The 17,805-nt window shown below is 60.0% G+C and carries 18 protein-coding genes and 1 pseudogene; 10 read left to right on the top strand and 9 right to left on the bottom strand.

Going from position 1 to position 17,805, the window contains the following annotated elements; translation table 11 throughout:
* The first annotated feature begins 31 nt into the window (after positions 1-31).
* Positions 32-919, top strand: a complete 888-nt coding sequence (locus tag EYC95_RS01925; protein ID WP_131058853.1) for a DMT family transporter — start codon at positions 32-34, stop codon at positions 917-919.
* Between the two features lie 126 nt (positions 920-1,045).
* Here EYC95_RS01925 and EYC95_RS01920 read toward each other — a convergent pair whose 3' ends face one another.
* The 3 genes from EYC95_RS01920 to EYC95_RS01910 all read right to left on the bottom strand — a co-directional run bounded on the left by EYC95_RS01920 (position 1,046) and on the right by EYC95_RS01910 (position 2,989).
* Complete coding sequence (locus EYC95_RS01920; protein WP_131058852.1) at positions 1,046-1,936, bottom strand: triacylglycerol lipase; 891 nt, start codon at positions 1,934-1,936, stop codon at positions 1,046-1,048.
* A 108-nt stretch (positions 1,937-2,044) separates the two neighbouring features.
* Entirely contained in the window at positions 2,045-2,350 is a 306-nt protein-coding gene (locus EYC95_RS01915; protein WP_007947555.1) for a multidrug efflux SMR transporter, read from the bottom strand.
* On the bottom strand, positions 2,351-2,989 hold the full coding sequence (locus EYC95_RS01910; protein WP_131058851.1) for an FMN-dependent NADH-azoreductase: 639 nt from the start codon (positions 2,987-2,989) through the stop codon (positions 2,351-2,353).
* A gap of 123 nt (positions 2,990-3,112) precedes the next feature.
* On the opposite strand from EYC95_RS01910, the gene EYC95_RS01905 reads away from it, so the two are divergent.
* Both EYC95_RS01905 and EYC95_RS01900 read left to right on the top strand, forming a co-directional pair.
* Positions 3,113-4,015 (top strand): LysR substrate-binding domain-containing protein, encoded by a 903-nt coding sequence (locus tag EYC95_RS01905; RefSeq protein WP_131058850.1) that lies wholly within the window; start codon positions 3,113-3,115, stop codon positions 4,013-4,015.
* Positions 4,016-4,029: 14 nt separating this feature from the next.
* A pseudogene (locus EYC95_RS01900) lies at positions 4,030-4,419 on the top strand (bacterioferritin); the annotation flags it as partial.
* A gap of 103 nt (positions 4,420-4,522) precedes the next feature.
* Here the strand turns inward: EYC95_RS01900 and EYC95_RS01895 are convergent.
* Positions 4,523-6,598 (bottom strand): AsmA family protein, encoded by a 2,076-nt coding sequence (locus tag EYC95_RS01895; protein WP_131058849.1) that lies wholly within the window; start codon positions 6,596-6,598, stop codon positions 4,523-4,525.
* A 385-nt stretch (positions 6,599-6,983) separates the two neighbouring features.
* Here EYC95_RS01895 and EYC95_RS01890 point away from each other — a divergent pair, with 385 nt between their 5' ends.
* From EYC95_RS01890 to EYC95_RS01860, 7 genes are all read left to right on the top strand, one after another.
* Entirely contained in the window at positions 6,984-7,370 is a 387-nt protein-coding gene (locus EYC95_RS01890; RefSeq protein WP_131058950.1) for a hypothetical protein, read from the top strand.
* Between the two features lie 172 nt (positions 7,371-7,542).
* A complete protein-coding gene (locus EYC95_RS01885) occupies positions 7,543-8,175 on the top strand; it encodes a TetR family transcriptional regulator (protein ID WP_010464134.1) in 633 nt (210 codons plus the stop codon).
* A 267-nt stretch (positions 8,176-8,442) separates the two neighbouring features.
* Positions 8,443-8,943, top strand: a complete 501-nt coding sequence (gene ureE, locus EYC95_RS01880; protein ID WP_131058848.1) for an urease accessory protein UreE — start codon at positions 8,443-8,445, stop codon at positions 8,941-8,943.
* Positions 8,940-9,614 (top strand): urease accessory protein UreF, encoded by a 675-nt coding sequence (locus tag EYC95_RS01875; RefSeq protein ID WP_131058847.1) that lies wholly within the window; start codon positions 8,940-8,942, stop codon positions 9,612-9,614. The genes ureE and EYC95_RS01875 overlap by 4 nt, the downstream gene beginning before the upstream one ends.
* A 23-nt stretch (positions 9,615-9,637) precedes the next feature.
* Positions 9,638-10,252: an urease accessory protein UreG gene (ureG, locus tag EYC95_RS01870; RefSeq protein ID WP_131058846.1), complete on the top strand. Its 615-nt coding sequence runs from the start codon at positions 9,638-9,640 to the stop codon at positions 10,250-10,252.
* Positions 10,253-10,281: 29 nt separating this feature from the next.
* Positions 10,282-10,854 carry a HupE/UreJ family protein gene (locus EYC95_RS01865; protein WP_131058845.1) on the top strand — a complete coding sequence of 191 codons (573 nt, stop codon included), beginning with the start codon at positions 10,282-10,284 and terminating at the stop codon, positions 10,852-10,854.
* A gap of 181 nt (positions 10,855-11,035) precedes the next feature.
* Positions 11,036-12,163 carry an AGE family epimerase/isomerase gene (locus EYC95_RS01860; protein ID WP_131058844.1) on the top strand — a complete coding sequence of 376 codons (1,128 nt, stop codon included), beginning with the start codon at positions 11,036-11,038 and terminating at the stop codon, positions 12,161-12,163.
* A 119-nt stretch (positions 12,164-12,282) separates the two neighbouring features.
* Here EYC95_RS01860 and EYC95_RS01850 read toward each other — a convergent pair whose 3' ends face one another.
* The 5 genes from EYC95_RS01850 to EYC95_RS01825 all read right to left on the bottom strand — a co-directional run bounded on the left by EYC95_RS01850 (position 12,283) and on the right by EYC95_RS01825 (position 17,681).
* Complete coding sequence (locus tag EYC95_RS01850; protein WP_131058842.1) at positions 12,283-13,053, bottom strand: SDR family oxidoreductase; 771 nt, start codon at positions 13,051-13,053, stop codon at positions 12,283-12,285.
* Between the two features lie 841 nt (positions 13,054-13,894).
* The gene (locus EYC95_RS01840; RefSeq protein ID WP_131058841.1) at positions 13,895-14,611 is read right to left on the bottom strand and encodes an ABC transporter ATP-binding protein; all 717 of its coding nucleotides are present in this window, start codon (positions 14,609-14,611) and stop codon (positions 13,895-13,897) included.
* On the bottom strand, positions 14,608-15,483 hold the full coding sequence (locus tag EYC95_RS01835) for an ABC transporter ATP-binding protein (RefSeq protein ID WP_131058840.1): 876 nt from the start codon (positions 15,481-15,483) through the stop codon (positions 14,608-14,610). Before EYC95_RS01835 ends, EYC95_RS01840 begins: the two co-directional genes overlap by 4 nt.
* Complete coding sequence (gene livM, locus EYC95_RS01830) at positions 15,480-16,763, bottom strand: high-affinity branched-chain amino acid ABC transporter permease LivM (RefSeq protein ID WP_131058839.1); 1,284 nt, start codon at positions 16,761-16,763, stop codon at positions 15,480-15,482. Before livM ends, EYC95_RS01835 begins: the two co-directional genes overlap by 4 nt.
* Before the next feature lie 3 nt (positions 16,764-16,766).
* The gene (locus tag EYC95_RS01825; RefSeq protein WP_131058838.1) at positions 16,767-17,681 is read right to left on the bottom strand and encodes a branched-chain amino acid ABC transporter permease LivH; all 915 of its coding nucleotides are present in this window, start codon (positions 17,679-17,681) and stop codon (positions 16,767-16,769) included.
* Positions 17,682-17,805: the final 124 nt, after the last annotated feature.

The raw sequence follows: 17,805 nt of genomic DNA, 5'->3' as shown, positions 1-17,805 counted from the left end.
GCCCCCTCACTTACGTTTCTGGTTTTTTCTGATGCAATACGCTTATCCCCTGCTGGCCATTTTCATTTGGGCTGGCAACACCGTGATTAACAAACTGGCGGTCGGCGCGATCTTCCCTGCGGAAATCGGCTTCTACCGCTGGCTGCTGGCCGGGATTCTGTTCACGCCGTTCATGCTCAAACCGGTAATCGCTCATTGGCCGCTGATTCGCCCGAACCTGGGCAAGATTTTCATCCTTGGCGTGCTCGGCATGGCGGTTTATCAGAGCCTGGCGTACTTCGCCGCGACGCTGACGTCGGCCACCAACATGGGGATCATTTTGTCGCTGATGCCATTGATGTCGCTGGCCATGGCGATTGTCAGCCTCGGCCAGCGTTTGACGGCAGGCGCACTGGCCGGCGCGGTGCTGTCGTTTGCCGGGGTGTTGGTGGTGGTGTCGTCCGGCAGCCTAGGCGCGCTGTTGGAGCATGGCGTGAACCTGGGTGATGCGATGATGCTGATCGCCACGCTGGCCTATGCGATTTACAGCACCCTGCTGAAGAAATGGCAGCTGCGCTTGCCGCCGCTGGTGTTGTTGTATTTGCAGGTGCTGGTGGCGGTGGTGGTGCTGTTTGCGCTGTTTGTCGCTTCACCGAAGGTTGGCCCGACCTTGCAGAATATTCCGCTGGTGCTTTATGCCTGCTTGCTGGCTTCGATGCTGGCGCCGTTGGCGTGGATGCAGGCCGTGGTGCGTCTGGGGCCGAGCCGGACCACGCTGTTTTTCAATTTGCTGCCGTTGATTACTGCGCTGATTGCGGCGGTGGTGCTGCATGAACAACTGGCGATGTACCACTTGGTGGGCGGGGTATTGACGTTGGGTGGGGTGGTGCTTTCGGAGCGGTGGACCACGGTGCTTGGCCGTAAGGTCAGTGTTGCCTGACCCGACGTCTTCGCGGGCAAGTCTCGCTCCTACAGGGTTGGCGTCGTGCCGATTACCGGCGACCGACACAAAACCTGTAGGAGCGAGGCTTGCCCGCGAAGAACGATGACTCGGTCTGACTGACGTTTACACGCCTGCCGCTTTCAACCGCGCCGCATGCTCGACAAACAAGCGCACCGGATCAGCCCCCTTCCCCACCAGCCCCAGCGACTGATTGACGATGTCGAAGTGATCCATCGGATACTCATCGCCAATCACCGTCCCAAGGTGCGAGCTGTAACGCCCGACCATCCCGTCGCAATGCCCGGTTTCGCGCACAAAGGTTCTGGCAAACAGCCGGCAACTGCGATTCGTCCCGTCGAACAGGTTGCCCCCGCGATCCGTCTTGCCCGGCTGCAACGTCCCGGACCAGGAGTAATAGCGCACGCCGTTGACCTCTTCAGGCCCGTGACCGCCCCAGGTTTCAGGCAGGCCCTGTGGATAACGCTGATTGAACAGCGCCACGCCTTGAGTCGTCAGCGAATGGTGCGAAGCCGGGATATCCACAGGCAATTTCGGCCCGCGATAGCCGGTTTCGAGCAGGCTCATCAATGCGCCGATCCAGCGCAGCAACACGCTGAGAACCCGCCCTTTAAACGTGTCGGCCGGGTAGTGTTTTTCCAGATAATCCGCCAGCTCAGAGCCATGATTCGGCCCTGCGACTGAAGTCACGGACGCCACGCGATCCGGGCGTTTGGCCGCCGCGTATCGGGCCGTGAGCGAACCCTGACTGTGGCCGATCAGGTTGACCTTCTCGGCCCCGGTTTCCCGCAGGATTTCTTCGATCCGCGCCAGCAACTGCTCGCCGCGCACTTCGCTGGAATTGAGCGGCGAGACCTGCACCGCAATCACTGTCGCCCCACCCCGGCGCAACGCTGAAATGATCCCGTACCAGTACGGATACAACACCAGACGGATAAACCCGAGCATTCCCGGGACAAGCACCAACGGGTAGCGCGTAGCGGAACCTTGCGACATGGGCGAACATCCTTGTGATCGGTGAGATGAAGCAAGGCGCGATGCAAGACATCAGCCAAGCATCGTCACCCAAGATGACAACTCGACGACCAGTCTATGACATCCACCCTACTTCAGCCCCACCACGCCCGCCACGATCAGCCCCACTGACACCAGTTTGATCGCCGTCAGGCTTTCACCCAGCAGCGCAAAGCCGAGAAACACCGTGCCCAATGAACCGATGGCAGTCCAGATCGGGTAGGCGATGCTCACCGGCAACTCGCGCATGGCCAGGGTCAGGAAGTAAATCCCGCCGACAGCGGCCACCACCGTGATCAGCGATGGCCAAAGCCGGGTGAAGCCTTCGGCGTACTTCATGCCCATGGCGAAGGTGACTTCGAACCCGGCGGCGATCAGCAGAAACAACCAGGCCATCTAGAACTCCCGGGCAAGCGTCAGCAAACGCTGCTCGGCCTCGGCCGCCGAAATCTCGAAAGTACGCGCGGCGGACTCTTCGCCTTCGGCGGCAACCACGGTGATGTCGGTGATACCGATGAATCCCAGCGCGGTGCGCAGCAACGGATCGGCATGGTTCATCGCCTCCAGCTCACCGCCCGGCCCGAAACCGAAGCCGCCGCGACTGGTGACGATCAGGGCTTTTTTGCCTCGCACCAGCGGCTCGTACTGGGCCACGCCATTGTCCAGCGTGTGATTGAACGTCAGCCCGAGCCGCACAATCTGATCGATCCAGGCCTTGAGGCCGCTGGGCACGCTGAAGTTGTGCATCGGCGTGGAAATCACCAGCAGATCGTGGCCGAGCAACTCGCCGACCAGTTCATCGCTGAACGCCAGGTCGGCCTGCATCGACAAGGGTCGCGCGTTAGGTTCGGGGTAAAACGCCGCGACCACAAAGGCTTCGTTGACCGGCGGTATCAAAGCCCGACCGACTTCCCGGCGAGTCAGCTGCAACTGCGGATGCCGCGCCTGCCAGGCAGACAGAAACACTTCGGCCAAACGCCGGGAGTGCGAACGCTCGCCGCGCGGGCTGGCGTGAACTGCAAGAATCTTACTCATCTGAATCTCCTTCAGGGCTAAACTCAAACTGCTTGTGGCTTGCAGCTTGAAGCGCGTAGCCGCCCATCTTCAACTGAGTAGAAATCAGTCTGGATGAATCCATTTCATCCATGGAGTGTTTGAATGTTTGCCTCGTTGCCGCTGACCGCCCTGCGCGCTTTCGAATCCGCCTCGCGCCTGCTGAGTTTCAAGGCTGCCGCCGAAGAACTCTCAGTGACGCCGACGGCGGTGTCCCATCAGATTCGCTCCCTGGAGAATTGGCTCGGCGTGCCGTTGTTCGAGCGGCTACCACGGCAAGTTCGCCTGACTGACTGCGGCGAACGGCTGTTCCGCAGCCTGCACGGCGCGTTGCTGGAGGTGGCACAGAGTGTCGACACCCTGCGCCCGCAACGCAGCGGCGCAAGCCTGACGATTTCCACCACGGCAGCCTTCGCGGCGCTGTGGCTGGTGCCGCGGCTGGGCCGGTTCTACGCCCGTCATCCGAACATCAGCCTGCGCCTGGATACTCATTGCGAGGTCATCGATCTGCATCAGGACGCCAGCGTCGATCTGGTGGTGCGCTACAGCCTGGGTGACTACCCGAACCTTTATGGGCTGTGCCTGTTCGACGAATCGTTCGGCGTCTATGGCTCGCCCGGGCAAGTGGCTCTGGCAGTTGATCGGGTGCCCACGCTGATCAGCGTGCGCTGGCACAACTCCAAACTGTACGCCCACGGCTGGGCGGCCTGGTGCGCGCAGTCCGGCGAGGCCTGGCTGACGGGACAACCGGCGGTCCGTGAGTACGATGAAGAGCATTACGCCCTGCAAGCGGCGATCGCCGGGCAAGGCCTGGTGCTGGCGAGCAACATTCTGGTGTCGGAAAGCGTGGCCAGCGGTTTGCTGGTGGCTTATCGGGGCGAGATTCAGGTGGATGGCGCCGGCTACAGCGCGCTTTGCGTGCCTGGACGCGAGCGACATCCGCCGGTGCGGGCGTTCTTTGCGTGGTTACGCGAGGAGGCGTTGCTGTCCGGGCATGCGCTGGCGTGATCGGCTCGGCCACTGTGGTCTGCGTGTTGCGCTACAAGCGTCACTACTTTATGGGCAGCGGCTTGAAAGCCAACGTCGCGGCCGATGAATTCCTCGAACACGCGACTCAAGAGGCGGAGCACGCCGACCGACTGGCCGAGCGTATCGTGCAGTTGAGCGGCGAACCGGAGTTCAACCCTGACCTGCTGTCGAAAAACTCCCACGCGCAATATGTGGCGGGCAATTCACTCAAGGAAATGGTCTACGAAGACCTGGTTGCCGAACGAATCGCCATCGACAGCTACCGCGAGATCATTCAGTACATTGGCGAGAAAGACCCGACGACGCGGCGCATCTTTGAAGACATCCTGGCTCAGGAAGAAGAGCATGCGGATGACATGGCTGACATTCTGAAAGACCTGTAGCGCCTATTAATCAGCCTTCGCGGGCAAGCCTCGCTCCTACGGGCTACATCGTCCCTGTAGGAGCGAGGCTTGCCCGCGAAGGCGTCTTCACAGACGCTGCAAATCACTTCGTGGGTTTGACGGTCACTGGCGCCTTGCCCGCCTTCATCTGCTCCAGCAACGGCGCACACTGATTCGGCTCGCCCCCGCTCGGTGCCACCAACGCCAGCAACCCCGCCGCAGGCGCCGCAATCAGACCCAACGCAACCATCCCCGCTCCACGCAAAATCAGCGGCACAGCCTTCACGCCCGCATCAGGCTTGATGAACTTGCCCCGCACATACAGCGGCGACCGTAGCGAAATCAACCGCCAGCCCTTGGATTCCGGAGTAATCGTCAGGTCCAGCTGCTCCGTCGCCATGTTCGCCGTGCCATCGACATAGATGATCGCGTTCTCGGTATCGAAGACAAACAATCGCGTGGTGGCCAAACCGGTCTTGATGTCGAAGTCCGCCGCCGCGCAATTGATCTTCACTTCCTTGTCGCCAAAGATCTTGCCCACCACGTAGTTGCCGACGTTGAGCCCGGCCAGTTCCATCAACTCGCGGCTGATGGCACCGTCGTTGATCAGCATTTTCAGATTGCCATTGGCGCTGCCCAACAGCTTGGCGACCGAGTTGCCACGGCCGGTGATGTCGGCGTCGCCATTGAGCTCGCCGAAACTGGTTTTCATCGGCTCAAAGGTCGGGAACAGCTGCTTGAGCTTGAACTTGCGCGCGGTAAGTTTGGCCCGGCCTTCCAAGGGTTCGGTACGGCCATTAAGGCGTATCTGCGCATCCAGGGTGCCGCCCGCCACGCCGAAACGCAGGGGCTCGAGGCTGAGGACACCGTCGGTCAGCACCAGGTGCGTGTAAAGATCCTTGAACGGCAGTTTTTCGCTGTGGACGATGCGCTTGCCGGTGAATTCGACATCGGCGTCCATGTCGCGCCAGCGTTCGGTCTTGAACTCCTCGACTGGCAACACCTTGTCCGTCGGCTGCTTGCTTTCACCACCCCGGGCCTTTTGCTTGGCGTTGGAATCGGCGCCGATCAGCGGGGCGAGGTCGGCGAACAGCAGTTGATTGGAAACCAGCGACCCAGTGAGTTTCGGCCGAGGCTGGCTGGCGACATAGGCCAGGCTGCCGTGGATGTCGCTCTCGCCGATCTTGCCGTTGAACGCTTCATAGCGGAACACCGCGCCGCCAGACTCATGCAGTTTGGCGATCAAATGCCCGTCGGTCGCGTACGGCGGTGTATCCGGCAGCGTCACACCGGTCAGCGGATAGAGATTGCCCAGGCTGGTGCCGGCCAGTTTCAGGCGCAAGTCCAGAGCGCCGAGGTTCAGCGGATCGGTCAGCGTGCCGGCCAGCTCGACACTGGTGTCGGCGATTTTCACTTGCGCCTGAAGCGGGAACGGCCTGGTCGCATCCTGGAACGCCAACAACCCGCCGATCTTGCCTTCGCCCGCGAGTTTCTGATTGTGGTATTGGCCTTTGAACTTCAGCGCGAACGCGTAATCCTGCGGGGCTGCGCCTTTCTCCTGCGCGGTTTTCGCTGCTTTGTCGCCGACGATATCGCTGAACGGAATCGGTTTGCCCAGCGGATCAATCAGTACATCGAGCTGAGTCTTGAGGTTCTGGTCGTCGAGAGTGACGTGGCCCCTGTCGAAGCCGATGGCACCGATGTCCACCACCCAGCTTGAAGGCTCGGCATTCGGATCTTTGGGGTCGAATTTGAACGTCCAGTTGGCGCGGCCGTCGGCCAAGCGCTGCAAATCTGCATTCGGCTCAGACAGGTCAATGCGCGGGATAACCACCCGCTGCGCCAGCAAAGCCAAGGGTGAAATGCGCAGCTCGACCCGCTTGAGGGTGACCATCTGCGGTTTCTTCGACCAGTCCGGGTTACCCAGGCTCAGGTCTTCGGCCACTACGTGCGGCCACGGCACCCACGCCCGCCAACCGCCTTCGTCGGGCTCGCGCTGCCAGACCACCGCCAGGTTGCCATTGATGGCGAACGGACGATGCAGCTCTTCAGAGACCTTGGCATTAAGGGGCGGTTTGATCCGGTTCCAATCGAAGAACACGATGATCAGAACCAATACCGCCAGCAAGACAATCAGGCTGGCGAAGGTCCAGGTAACAATTTTACGAGTGCGCGTCATTGCACAGGGCTCCTGATACGACTGAGCGCCCTGACTGCGACGCACGTGTGAAACGTTAGGCCAGAACCGGCCTGCCATGGAATTTAGGACTTGGAAATGGCGCTCAGGTTTAACCGAATAGCCTTTTAACGTTCAAATAATCGGTCGGGGGCACATTGCCCCCGAATCCGGCGTTACCGGCCCCGCACTTTTGTGCGGCACGAGTGGGTTGAAAATACCCACCGCAGGGCAAAAACGTTCGCCGGAAACGCCCGTTCTAGAGCGCCGCGGCAGAACAATCAATTCCGTTGATTATTACCATTGCGTTTATGAACTTTTATATCGACTTATCGAGAGTAGCATTGCCCTCGTACCCACTTTATCGCCCCCCAAGGAGCAACCCATCATGAAACGCCAATTACTGCTTAGCCTTACCCTCTCAATGCTGGCCAGCACCGCTTTTGCTCTGCCCGCTGCTGACCAAGCCACTCCGCAAGTCAAAACCAACTACTCGGTGTTTAGCCAAACCGTCGCTGCCGATGGTTCCGACCGCACTCCACAAGGCCAGACCCTTGCCGAAGGTGGTAATGATCGCCTGAAAGAAAAAGGCTTGATCACCCAGGATGGCTCAGATCGTACCCCACAAGGCCAAACCCTTGCCGCTGATGGCTCCGATCGCACCCCACAAGGTCAAACCCTGGCTGCCGACGGTTCCGATCGCACTCCACAAGGCCAAACCCTTGCCGAAGGTGGTGGTGACCGTGTAATCGAACGCAACAGCTCTGTGAGCTGAGCCCATGGTGGCCCTGAAAAAAAGCCCAATCCCCGGATTGGGCTTTTGACTTTATAGGGTTTGACCGTTTTGAAGCTGCACATCCCCGCTTGATCTCCCGATAGTCGTTCGACGCCAGCGAAGCCGATTTGATAGAGTGCGCCGCTGTCCCTGTCCAGAAAACACCCTTGCGATGCTGCCCCGCGCCGAACAGAAACAACAAACCCGCAACGCCCTGATGGACGCTGCCCGTCACCTGATGGAATGTGGCCGAGGATTCGGCAGCCTGAGCCTGCGCGAAGTCGCAAAAACCGCCGGGATCGTGCCCACCGGTTTCTACCGGCATTTCGCCGACATGGATGAACTGGGCCTGGTGCTGGTAAGCGAGGTCGGCCAGACCTTTCGCGAAACCATTCGCCTGGTGCGCCATAACGAGTTCGTCATGGGCGGCATCATCGACGCTTCGGTACGGATCTTTCTCGACGTGGTCTCGGCCAATCGTTCGCAGTTCCTGTTCCTGGCCCGCGAGCAGTACGGCGGATCGCTACCGGTGCGTCAGGCTATCGGACGTTTGCGTGAAGACATCAGCTCGGACCTGGCAGCTGACTTATCCTTAATGCCGAAACTGCAGCACCTGGATATCGCCGGTTTGAGCGTGATGGCTGATCTGATCGTCAAAAGCGTGTTCGCGACCTTGCCGGACATCATCGACCCGCCGGCCGAGGCTCTACCCGAGCACCTGACGCCCCAGGCAAAAATCACTCAGCAGCTGCGCTTCATCTTCATCGGGCTCAAGCATTGGCAAGGTCTGGGCAGCACCGAATAACCCCTGTAGGAGAGAGCCTGCTCGCGATGCGGCGTGTCAGAGAACTATGTGTTGGCTGACACTCCTTCATCGCGAGCAGGCTCACTCCCACAAAAACCACTCAAGGCATCAATTTGGTGCCACTGAAATATCCTCGCACCATTCCAGCTCAAAATTCTGCAACATCCTGAAACACCCGCTACGCTCCGACAGGTATTTCCTACGTATCGCCCGATTGGCAAGCCCCTTGCTCTAGCCTGAGCATTGTCCATTGCTGGAAGCCTCCCGATGCTGGTGATTCATCGCAGAATCGACCCTCAACCCGTCTGGGCCGCCGAGTTGCACCTGACTTTCGAAGCCCGGAGCAAAAGCCGTTTGCGCTGTTTCAGTGCCGAAGGCGAGGACGTCGGGTTGTTTTTGGAGCGCGGTCAGCCGCCGCTGCATGACGGCGAATGCCTGCAAGCCGAGGACGGACGCATCGTCCGTGTCTACGCCCGACCAGAGCAACTGCTGCACGTCACGTGCGCCAATGCTTTCGAACTGACTCGCGCGGCGTATCACCTTGGCAACCGCCACGTCGCCCTGCAAGTCGGCGATGGCTGGTTGCGCCTGCTCGACGATTACGTGCTCAAGGCCATGCTCGAACAGTTGGATGCCCGTGTCGAAAACATCGAAGCCCCGTTCCAGCCGGAACACGGCGCCTATGGCGGCGGCCACCACCATTCGCGCCACGGTGATGAAGACTTCAACTACCCGCCGAAACTGCACCAGTTCGGCGTCCGTTTATGAACCCGGCCTGGGCGCTGCTGCGCCTGGCCAGCCCACAACTGCCAATTGGCGGCTACAGCTATTCGCAAGGCCTGGAAATGGCAGTGGATAACGACCGGGTGAAGGATGCAGACAGCGCGCGACGCTGGATCAGTGATCAGTTACTGCTCAATCTGGCACGTTTCGAAGCGCCGCTGCTGCTCGCCCATTGCATCGCAGCCGCCGAAGAAAACTGGGCTGAGTTGCTGCAACGCTGCGAAGAACACCGCGCCAGTCGGGAAACCCGCGAGCTGCATCAGGAAAGCCGGCAGATGGGCTATTCGTTGCAGCAACTGCTCAATGGCTTGCCGGAATTCGATGCGCCGGCCCGCGCCTTTCTAGAACAGCGCCCGGAACCGCACCTGGCCCTCGGCTGGGCGCTGGCCGCTCGCGCCTGGAAAATCAGCCCGCAAGATGCGCTGGCGGCGTGGCTCTGGAGCTGGCTGGAAAATCAATTGGCGGTGCTGATGAAAACCTTGCCGCTCGGCCAGCAAGCGGCTCAACGCCTGACCAGCGAACTGCTGCCGTTACTGCAACAAGCCCAGCAGGACGCCACCCGAATCAACCCCGAACACTATGGCAGCGCCGCGTTCGGCCTGTCCCTGGCATGCATGGCCCATGAGCGCCAGTACAGCCGTCTGTTCCGTTCCTAGGGCCTTTAAATTTGGAGAATCACATGAACACACAACCCCTGCGTGTCGGTATTGGTGGCCCGGTCGGTTCCGGCAAAACCGCTCTGACATTGGCGCTTTGCCTGGCCCTGCGCGACCGCTACAACCTGGCCGTCGTTACCAACGACATCTACACCCGCGAAGACGCCGATTTCCTGGTGCGCAACGAAGCCCTGGCGCCCGAGCGCATCATCGGTGTGGAAACCGGCGGCTGCCCACACACGGCGATCCGCGAAGACGCCTCGATCAACCTCGAAGCGGTGGATCAACTGAACCGCCGCTTTCCGGGGTTGGATCTGATTCTGGTGGAGTCCGGCGGCGATAACCTCTCGGCGACCTTCAGCCCGGAACTGTCCGACCTGACCATCTATGTGATCGACGTCTCGGCCGGCGACAAGCTGCCGCGCAAGGGCGGGCCGGGAATCTGCAAATCCGACCTGCTGGTGATCAACAAGGTCGACCTCGCGCCACTGGTGGGCGCGTCGCTGGAGATGATGGACTGCGACACCCAACGCATGCGCAACGGCAAGCCGTTTGTCTTCAGCAACCAGAAAACCGGTTTGGGCCTGGAAGAAATCATCGCCTTCATCGAACGCCAGGGCTTGCTGACCGCAGCCTGATCACGACTTATCAACAAGGAAGCTTATCAATGACACTTAAACGCATTCTGGGCGCCATGGCCCTGCTGCTGACCCCGGCCATCGCCTTCGCCCACCCGGGCCATGGCGACAACGGTTTGCTCGCCGGCATCAGCCACCCGATTGGCGGCCTCGATCACTTGCTGGCGATGATTGCAGTCGGTCTGTGGGCAGCGCAACAGAAAGGCGCCGCGCGCTGGGCGCTGCCGTGCACGTTCGTTGGCACCATGCTGATCGGCGGGCTGTTGGGTTTTGAAGGTCTGAACCTGCCGGCACTGGAAAGCGGAATTGCGGCATCGGTGCTGGCGTTGGGCTTGGCGGTCGCCTTGGCGGTGCGTCCGCCGTTGAGCGTGGCGGTGGGCGCGACTGCTTTGTTCGCGCTGTTCCATGGTGTGGCGCATGGGCTGGAGTTGCCGGACATGTCGAGCCCTTGGGCTTATGCGGCAGGGTTTGTGGCGGCGACGGCGGCGTTACATGCCGCGGGTTATGGTGTGGTGCGCGTATTGCCGCAAGCGGCGGCGCCGTTGGTTCGATTGGCTGGGGCGGCTTCGGCGGCGACCGGGGCCTGGTTGTTGGCGGGCTGATTTTTTATCGCCTGTCATGGCCTCTTCGCGGGCAAGTCGGAACGCCGAACCGCTCGCTCCTACAGGGTCATATGTCCTTCTGTAGGAGCGAGGCTTGCCCGCGAAGACGGCCTGACAGACACCGCATCTCTCAGGCCTGCTAACATGTCGCGCAATCAACCTGCCGTGACGACGCCAGCCAATGCCGCTTGTTTCCCGCTCCGCCTCCCAGCCTGAATTGACCGCCCTGTTCGCCTCGGTGCAACAGCATTTCCAGGACGTGATCGTGCCGCTCTGGCAAGGTCCCGGCTGGAATGCCGACATGGCGTTGCCTTATGAAGCGCTGGACGCCGGGCATCAGCCGTTGCCACCCCAGCGCTACCGGGCGATGGCCTGCGCGCGGCAGCTGTATCTGTTTTCCAGCCTGATCGGCCAGGTGCCAGCCGCCGAGGAGCGTGCAGCGGCGCTGTTCCGTTCCTTGCAACAGCATTTCCACGACGCCGAACACGGCGGCTGGTTCTACAGCATCGACCCGCAAGGCGCGCCACTGGATCAGCGCAAAGACCTCTACACCCATGCCTTCATCCTGTTCGCGTGCGCCCATTATTGGGGCAAGGTTCGCGAACCGTTGGTGGAATCGGTCCTCAATGCCACGCTCGAAGTGCTGGCGCGGCGCTTTGCCACGGGCGACGGCCTGTATGAAGCCAGCCTCGACCGTGACTGGTCCTCGCTCAACTCCGGCCCGCTGCAAAATCCCCTGATGCACCTGGCCGAAGCCTTCCTCGCGACCCTGTCAGTGCGCGAAGACATCGCCGTGCAGCGCGCGCTTGTCGAGTTATGCACAGCCATGCAGAAGCGTTTTATCGACCCGCAACACAGCGTGTTGATGGAGAAACCGCTGGGGGCTGTGGATAACTGGTTTGAACCGGGGCATCAGTTTGAGTGGTATTTCCTGCTGGAGTCTTCGCCGTTACTGCGCGGTTCAAAACTGCATACTTCGCTTGAGCGTGCATTTGCGCTCACCGAGCAACTGGGCGTCGATCCGCAAACCGCTGCGGTGCGGGCGTCGCTCGATCTGGACGGCCACCCCAAGGACGCCACCCAACGCATCTGGGCCCAGGCTGAATACCTGCGCGCCCTGACCTTGCGTCCGGACAGCGAAGCATCGGTGCATCGCCAATTGCAGGCGCTGCAGCAACGCTTTCTGCATGTGGATGGATGGTATGAATGTCGCGATGAGCAGGGCGAAGTCAGCCGCAAGGACATGCCTTCGACGACGCCTTATCACTTGGCGACCTGCTATCGCGGGTTGGTCGATTATCTCGGATGACTGGTCGACCGCCTTCGCGGGCAAGCCTCGCTCCTACAGGTTTAACGTGAATCGCAAAGTGGCGTACGACACAAAACCCGTAGGAGCGAGGCTTGCCCGCGAATGGCCATTACTCGGCCTTAAGCATTGCCACCATTGCGCTCAATGGAAAACCCGGCCCACGTCTGGCTCACCGGCATCAGCTCAAGGCTGTTGATGTTGATGTGCGCCGGCGCATTGAGCACCCAGAAAATGGTCTCGGCGATGTCCTGCGGCTGGATCGGCTCGGCACCGGCGTAGGTCGCGTTGTAACGCTCCTGGTCACCCGCAAAACGCACCAGCGAGAACTCACTCTCGCACAGGCCCGGCTCAATATTGCTGACGCGCACACCAGTGCCTTGCAGGTCGCAGCGCAGGTTCAGCGAGAACTGTCTAACGAAAGCCTTGCTCGCGCCATACACGTGGCTGCCCGGGTACGGGTAGTTGCCGGCGATGGAGCCGAGGTTGACGATACCGGCACCGCGACCGTGGGCGATCAGGCGTGGCAACAGCAGGCGAGTGCTGTATATCAGGCCTTTGATGTTGGTGTCGACCATGGTGTCCCAATCGTCGAGGTCGCACTTCGGCGCCGGGTCAACGCCCAGCGCCAGACCGGCGTTGTTGATCAGCCCGCGCAACTTGGCAAAGGACGGCGGCAGGTTGGCGATCGCCTCCTCCATGGCCTTGCGATCACGCACGTCGAGCACCAGGCCATGAACCTCGGTCTGCTTCGACAACTCGGCGCACAGGGCGTTGAGGCGCTCTTCACGACGGCCAGTCAGCACCAGTTTCCAGCCGGCATCGGCAAAACGACGGGCACAGGCTTCACCAAAACCGGAGGTCGCTCCGGTAATAAAGAGGGTGTTGGACATCGTGTTCTCCTTGCTTCGGCCGATCGACAGCCATTGGAATAGAAAGTCAGCAGGCAGCATGCCCGGCCTTGCCCACAGCGGCAACCACCGTAAAAGTTGTACGAAAAACGATCAACTCCACCAACACCATAGCCGCCGTGGCTTGTAGGCATGTACACGCACCTTATCCACAGACCGCTCCACAGTTTCCGGGGGCAAGTGATAAAGCTGGAAGCCGCTATCCACAAGGCTTTGCGGGCAGATTACAAAGTTTTTCGCTTGACCCTCGGGTGCCAGCTGTGTAGCTCAAAGCATTTTGCACGATAGGTCGATCAAACCGACGATGGCGCCAAGCCAGTAACTACGGCCCTCAACCGAGTCTTTCCAGAGTTTAACCACAGACTTATCCACAGGCTTGCCCTTCTCATTTCGAGTCAGTTTGGTCGCCAACAAAAAGGTTGACAAAGCCTGTTCAGGGTCCAGCAAAAACGCCCGATCAAAAAACAACCACATCGCTGCAAGCCACGGAATCAAAGGCTCTCAGACAGCTACTCCCACGTTATTCACAGCCAGTTCCACAGCAAACGGGGACAAGTCAAAACCGTGACAAAACAACTATTTGCAGCGGCTTTATGTCGCGCTTTGAGAGCTTGTGAATATTGTTTTCCACAATTTCCAGAAAGCCTATGCGGCCCTGTGGGGGTGAGCCTGCTCGCGATAGCGGTGGATCAGTAAAAAGCTTGTCGACTGACACTCGGCTATCGTGAGCAGGCTCGCTCCCACAGGGAGGTTAGGGATGTATTGATGGCGTAAAAAAACCCCGGCGATTGCTCGCCGGGGCTGTGGATATTTCGGCAGCGTGTCAGTGCCCGCCGAGATAAGCGTTACGCACTTCCTCGTTGACCAGGAGCTCCTTGCCGGTGCCAGTGAGGCGAATCTCACCGTTGACCATCACGTACGCCCGGTCCGACAATTTGAGGGCATGGTTGGCGTTCTGCTCGACCAGGAAGATGGTCATGCCGGTACTCGCCAGTTCCCGAAGGGTCGCGAAGATCTGCTTCACCACGATCGGCGCCAGCCCCAGGCTTGGTTCATCGAGCAACAACAGCTTGGGCCGACTCATCAGCGCACGGGCGATGGCGAGCATCTGCTGCTCGCCGCCGGACATGGTCATGGCCCGCTGGGTACGCCGTTCTTCGAGCCGCGGAAACAGCTCGAACATGCGCTGCATGTCTTCCTTGGCGTACTTGTCACCAATAGGGATGGTGCCCATCAGCAGGTTTTCCTCGACGGTCATGTCGGGGAACACGCGCCGGCCTTCAGGCGACTGAGCAATGCCGTTGGACGCGATGTAGTGCGACGACTTGTGGGTGATGTCCACGCCCTGATAGATGATCTGCCCGTCAGCCGCTCGCGGCTGGCCGAAGATCGACATCAGCAGGGTCGATTTACCGGCGCCGTTGGAGCCGATCAGGCTGACGGTTTCACCTTCGTTGATATGCAGCGAGACTTTTTTCAGGGCCTGAATCGGCCCGTAAAACACATCCAGATCCTTGAGTTCGAGGATGGGTTGGCTCATAGCACCACTTCCTCTTCATCAGCGCCCAGGTAGGCCGCAATCACTTTCGGGTCGTTACGAATCGCTTCAGGTCCACCCTCGGCGATGACGATGCCGTGGTCCAGCACCACGATGTGGTCGGAAATGCTCATTACCATGCCCATGTCGTGTTCGATCAGCACCACGGTCAGATCGTGCTCGTCGCGCAGCAGACGGATCATCGCGCTCAGCGCTTCGGTTTCCTGAGGGTTGAGGCCCGCAGCCGGTTCGTCGAGGCAGATGATCTGCGGCCGGGTGCACATCGCCCGGGCGATTTCCAGACGGCGCTGTTGGCCGTAGGACAACTCACCGGCCAGACGGTTGGCGCAGTCCACCAGGTCCACGACTTCCAGCCAGTAGAAGGCATGGTCCAGCGCATCGCTTTCGGCCTTGCGGTAGCCCTTGGTGTTTAGGATGCCGGCCAACATGTTGCGATTGACCCACATGTGCTGGGCCACCAGCAGGTTTTCCAGCACCGACATTTCCTTGAACAGGCGAATGTTCTGGAATGTCCGCGCCAGGCCGGCGCGGTTCACCAGGTGGGTGCCGCCGAACATCTTGTAGCGGAGCCGGGTGATGAAGCTTTTCGGCGAAACGAAATCGGTAGCTTTGAACGATTCACCCAGCAGCTGGATGACATCGGTGCGCTGGCCACGTGTATTGAGTTCGATCTTACCGCCGGACGCCTTGTAGAACCCGGTCAGGCAGTTGAACACGGTGGTCTTACCGGCGCCGTTGGGGCCGATCAGGGCGAAGATCGAGTTGCGATGCACCTTGAGGCTGACATCACTCAACGCCTTGATGCCGCCGAAGTGCATCATCAGCTTCTCGACCGAGAGTACGACTTCGCTCATGGCGCTACTCCTTTACGCGGGGTCACACCGGTACGGCTGATCCGAATCAGGCCGCGCGGTCGCCAGATCATCATCAACACCATCAGGATGCCGAACAGCAGCACGCGGTATTCCGCGAAGCCACGCAGCAGTTCCGGTGCCACGGTCAGCACGAACGCTGCAATCACTACACCGATGGTCGAGCCCATGCCGCCAAGTACCACGATGGCAAGGATCAGTGCCGACTCGAAGAACGTGAACGAGGTCGGGTTGACGAAGCCTTGATAGGTGGCGAAGAACACCCCGGCCAGGCCGGCCGTCGATGCACCGATGGTGAACGCCGAGAGCTTGACCAGTACGTGGTTCAGGCCCATGGAGCGACAGGCGATTTCGTCTTCACGCAAGGCTTCCCACGCGCGACCGACCGGCATCTTGACCAGACGATGCTTGATGTACAGCACGGCCAGCACCACCAGAAACAACACCGCGTAAATGAAGTAATACTTCACGTCCGGGTTATAGGCGATGCCGAAGAACTCATGGAACGGGACACCGCCCTCCTTCGCACGCTTGCCGAACTCGAGGCCGAAGAAGGTCGGCAACGGAGCCGCCATGCCATTCGGGCCACCGGTCAGGGACAGCCAGTTGTTAAGGATCAAGCGAATGATTTCGCCGAAACCCAGGGTCACGATCGCCAGGTAGTCACCGTGCAGCCGCAACACCGGAAACCCTAGGATGCAACCGGCAAGGCCCGCGGTAATGGCCGCCAGCGGCAACACCGTCCAGAAACCCAGTCCGAGGTATTGATAACCCAGCGCCAGTCCGTAGGCACCGATGGCGTAGAACGCTACATAACCCAAGTCGAGCAGGCCGGCCAGACCAACCACGATATTCAGGCCCAGGCCCAGCAATACGTAGATCAGCCCCAGGATAACCACGCCCAGCAGGTAGGAGTTGGAGAAAAACGGGAACACCACGGCAACGACGATCACCAGCGGGATGATCCAGCGTAACCGGGATTTGTAATCTGGCGGCAGTACATGAACCCCGGAGCCGGTGCTTTCAAAGCCTTCAAGAATTTTCAGGCCCTTGGGGGTTTGCAGAAACAGGCTCAGAGCAAATCGGCCAGCCATGACGATGGCGACAATCCATGCCACCCGGGTCGTTTCCAGATTGAAGCCGTAGCCGTCGAGGACCACGCCGACAATCGGGCCGAACACAATCAGGGCGACAAGGCCGGCAAGAATCGCGTCAACCAGGCTTCTTTTGAGATCAATGGTTTTTTTAGTGGTTGAAGACATCGCTTACACCTTCGACACAAGAGGACGGCCGAGCAGGCCTTGGGGCCGAAAGACCAGAACGATAACGAGCAGCGAGAAGCTGAAAACGTCTTTGTAGTCCGAGTTGACCAAACCTGAGAACAGCGACTCGGAGATCCCGAGAATGATCCCGCCAAGCATCGCGCCAGGCAGCGAGCCAATACCGCCGAGCACTGCGGCGGTGAACGCCTTGATGCCGATGATGAAGCCGGCATAGAAGTCGAACGTGCCGTAGTTCATGGTAATCAGCACGCCGGCCAGGGCCGCCATCGCTGCACCGATGATGAACACGTAGGAAATCACGCGGTCGGTGTTGATCCCCAGAATCGAGGCCATCTTGCGGTCTTGCTGGGTGGCACGGCACATGCGACCGAGCTTGGTGTACTTGATGATGTAGGTCAGCAGGGCCATACCGGCGAATGCGGCAATCAGGATAAACACCTTGGTGTAGGTCAACTGCACGAAGCCGGTGCCGATTTCGACGCGCCAGGCTCCCGTCAGCAAGGTCGGAACACCTTGTTGCTTGGCGCCTTGGGCGATCTGGGCATAGTTTTGCAAGATCAGCGAAATCCCGATGGCGCTGATCAGCGGTGCCAGTCGGGTGGAGTTGCGCAGGGGTTTGTAGGCGACACGCTCGATGACCCAGCCATACACCGCCGTAACCACGATGGTGAAGATCAAGGTGCCGAGCATCAGCAGCGGGAAGGATTCAATACCGAAGTATGCCAGCAGAGCCAGACTGATTGCCGCGAGGTAAGCGGAAATCATATAAACCTCGCCGTGGGCGAAGTTGATCATGCCGATGATGCCATAGACCATTGTGTAGCCGATGGCGATCAGGCCATAGACCGACCCGAGGGTCAGGCCGTTGACCAGTTGCTGCAGGAAAATACCATCCATAACGCAATCTCACGCATTTGAGAGACTGCACAGAAGCCGGGTGCAACGGACCGGGGTTCAGCCGCCGGCGCAACTCGGTTGTGTGCAGCTCTACGAGAAAAGACAGGTACTGCACGGACATGTT

This window comes from Pseudomonas sp. BGI-2 (assembly GCF_004310295.1).
In the GTDB taxonomy this organism is placed as follows: domain Bacteria; phylum Pseudomonadota; class Gammaproteobacteria; order Pseudomonadales; family Pseudomonadaceae; genus Aquipseudomonas.
This window is presented reverse-complemented; position numbering and strand designations above follow the sequence as displayed.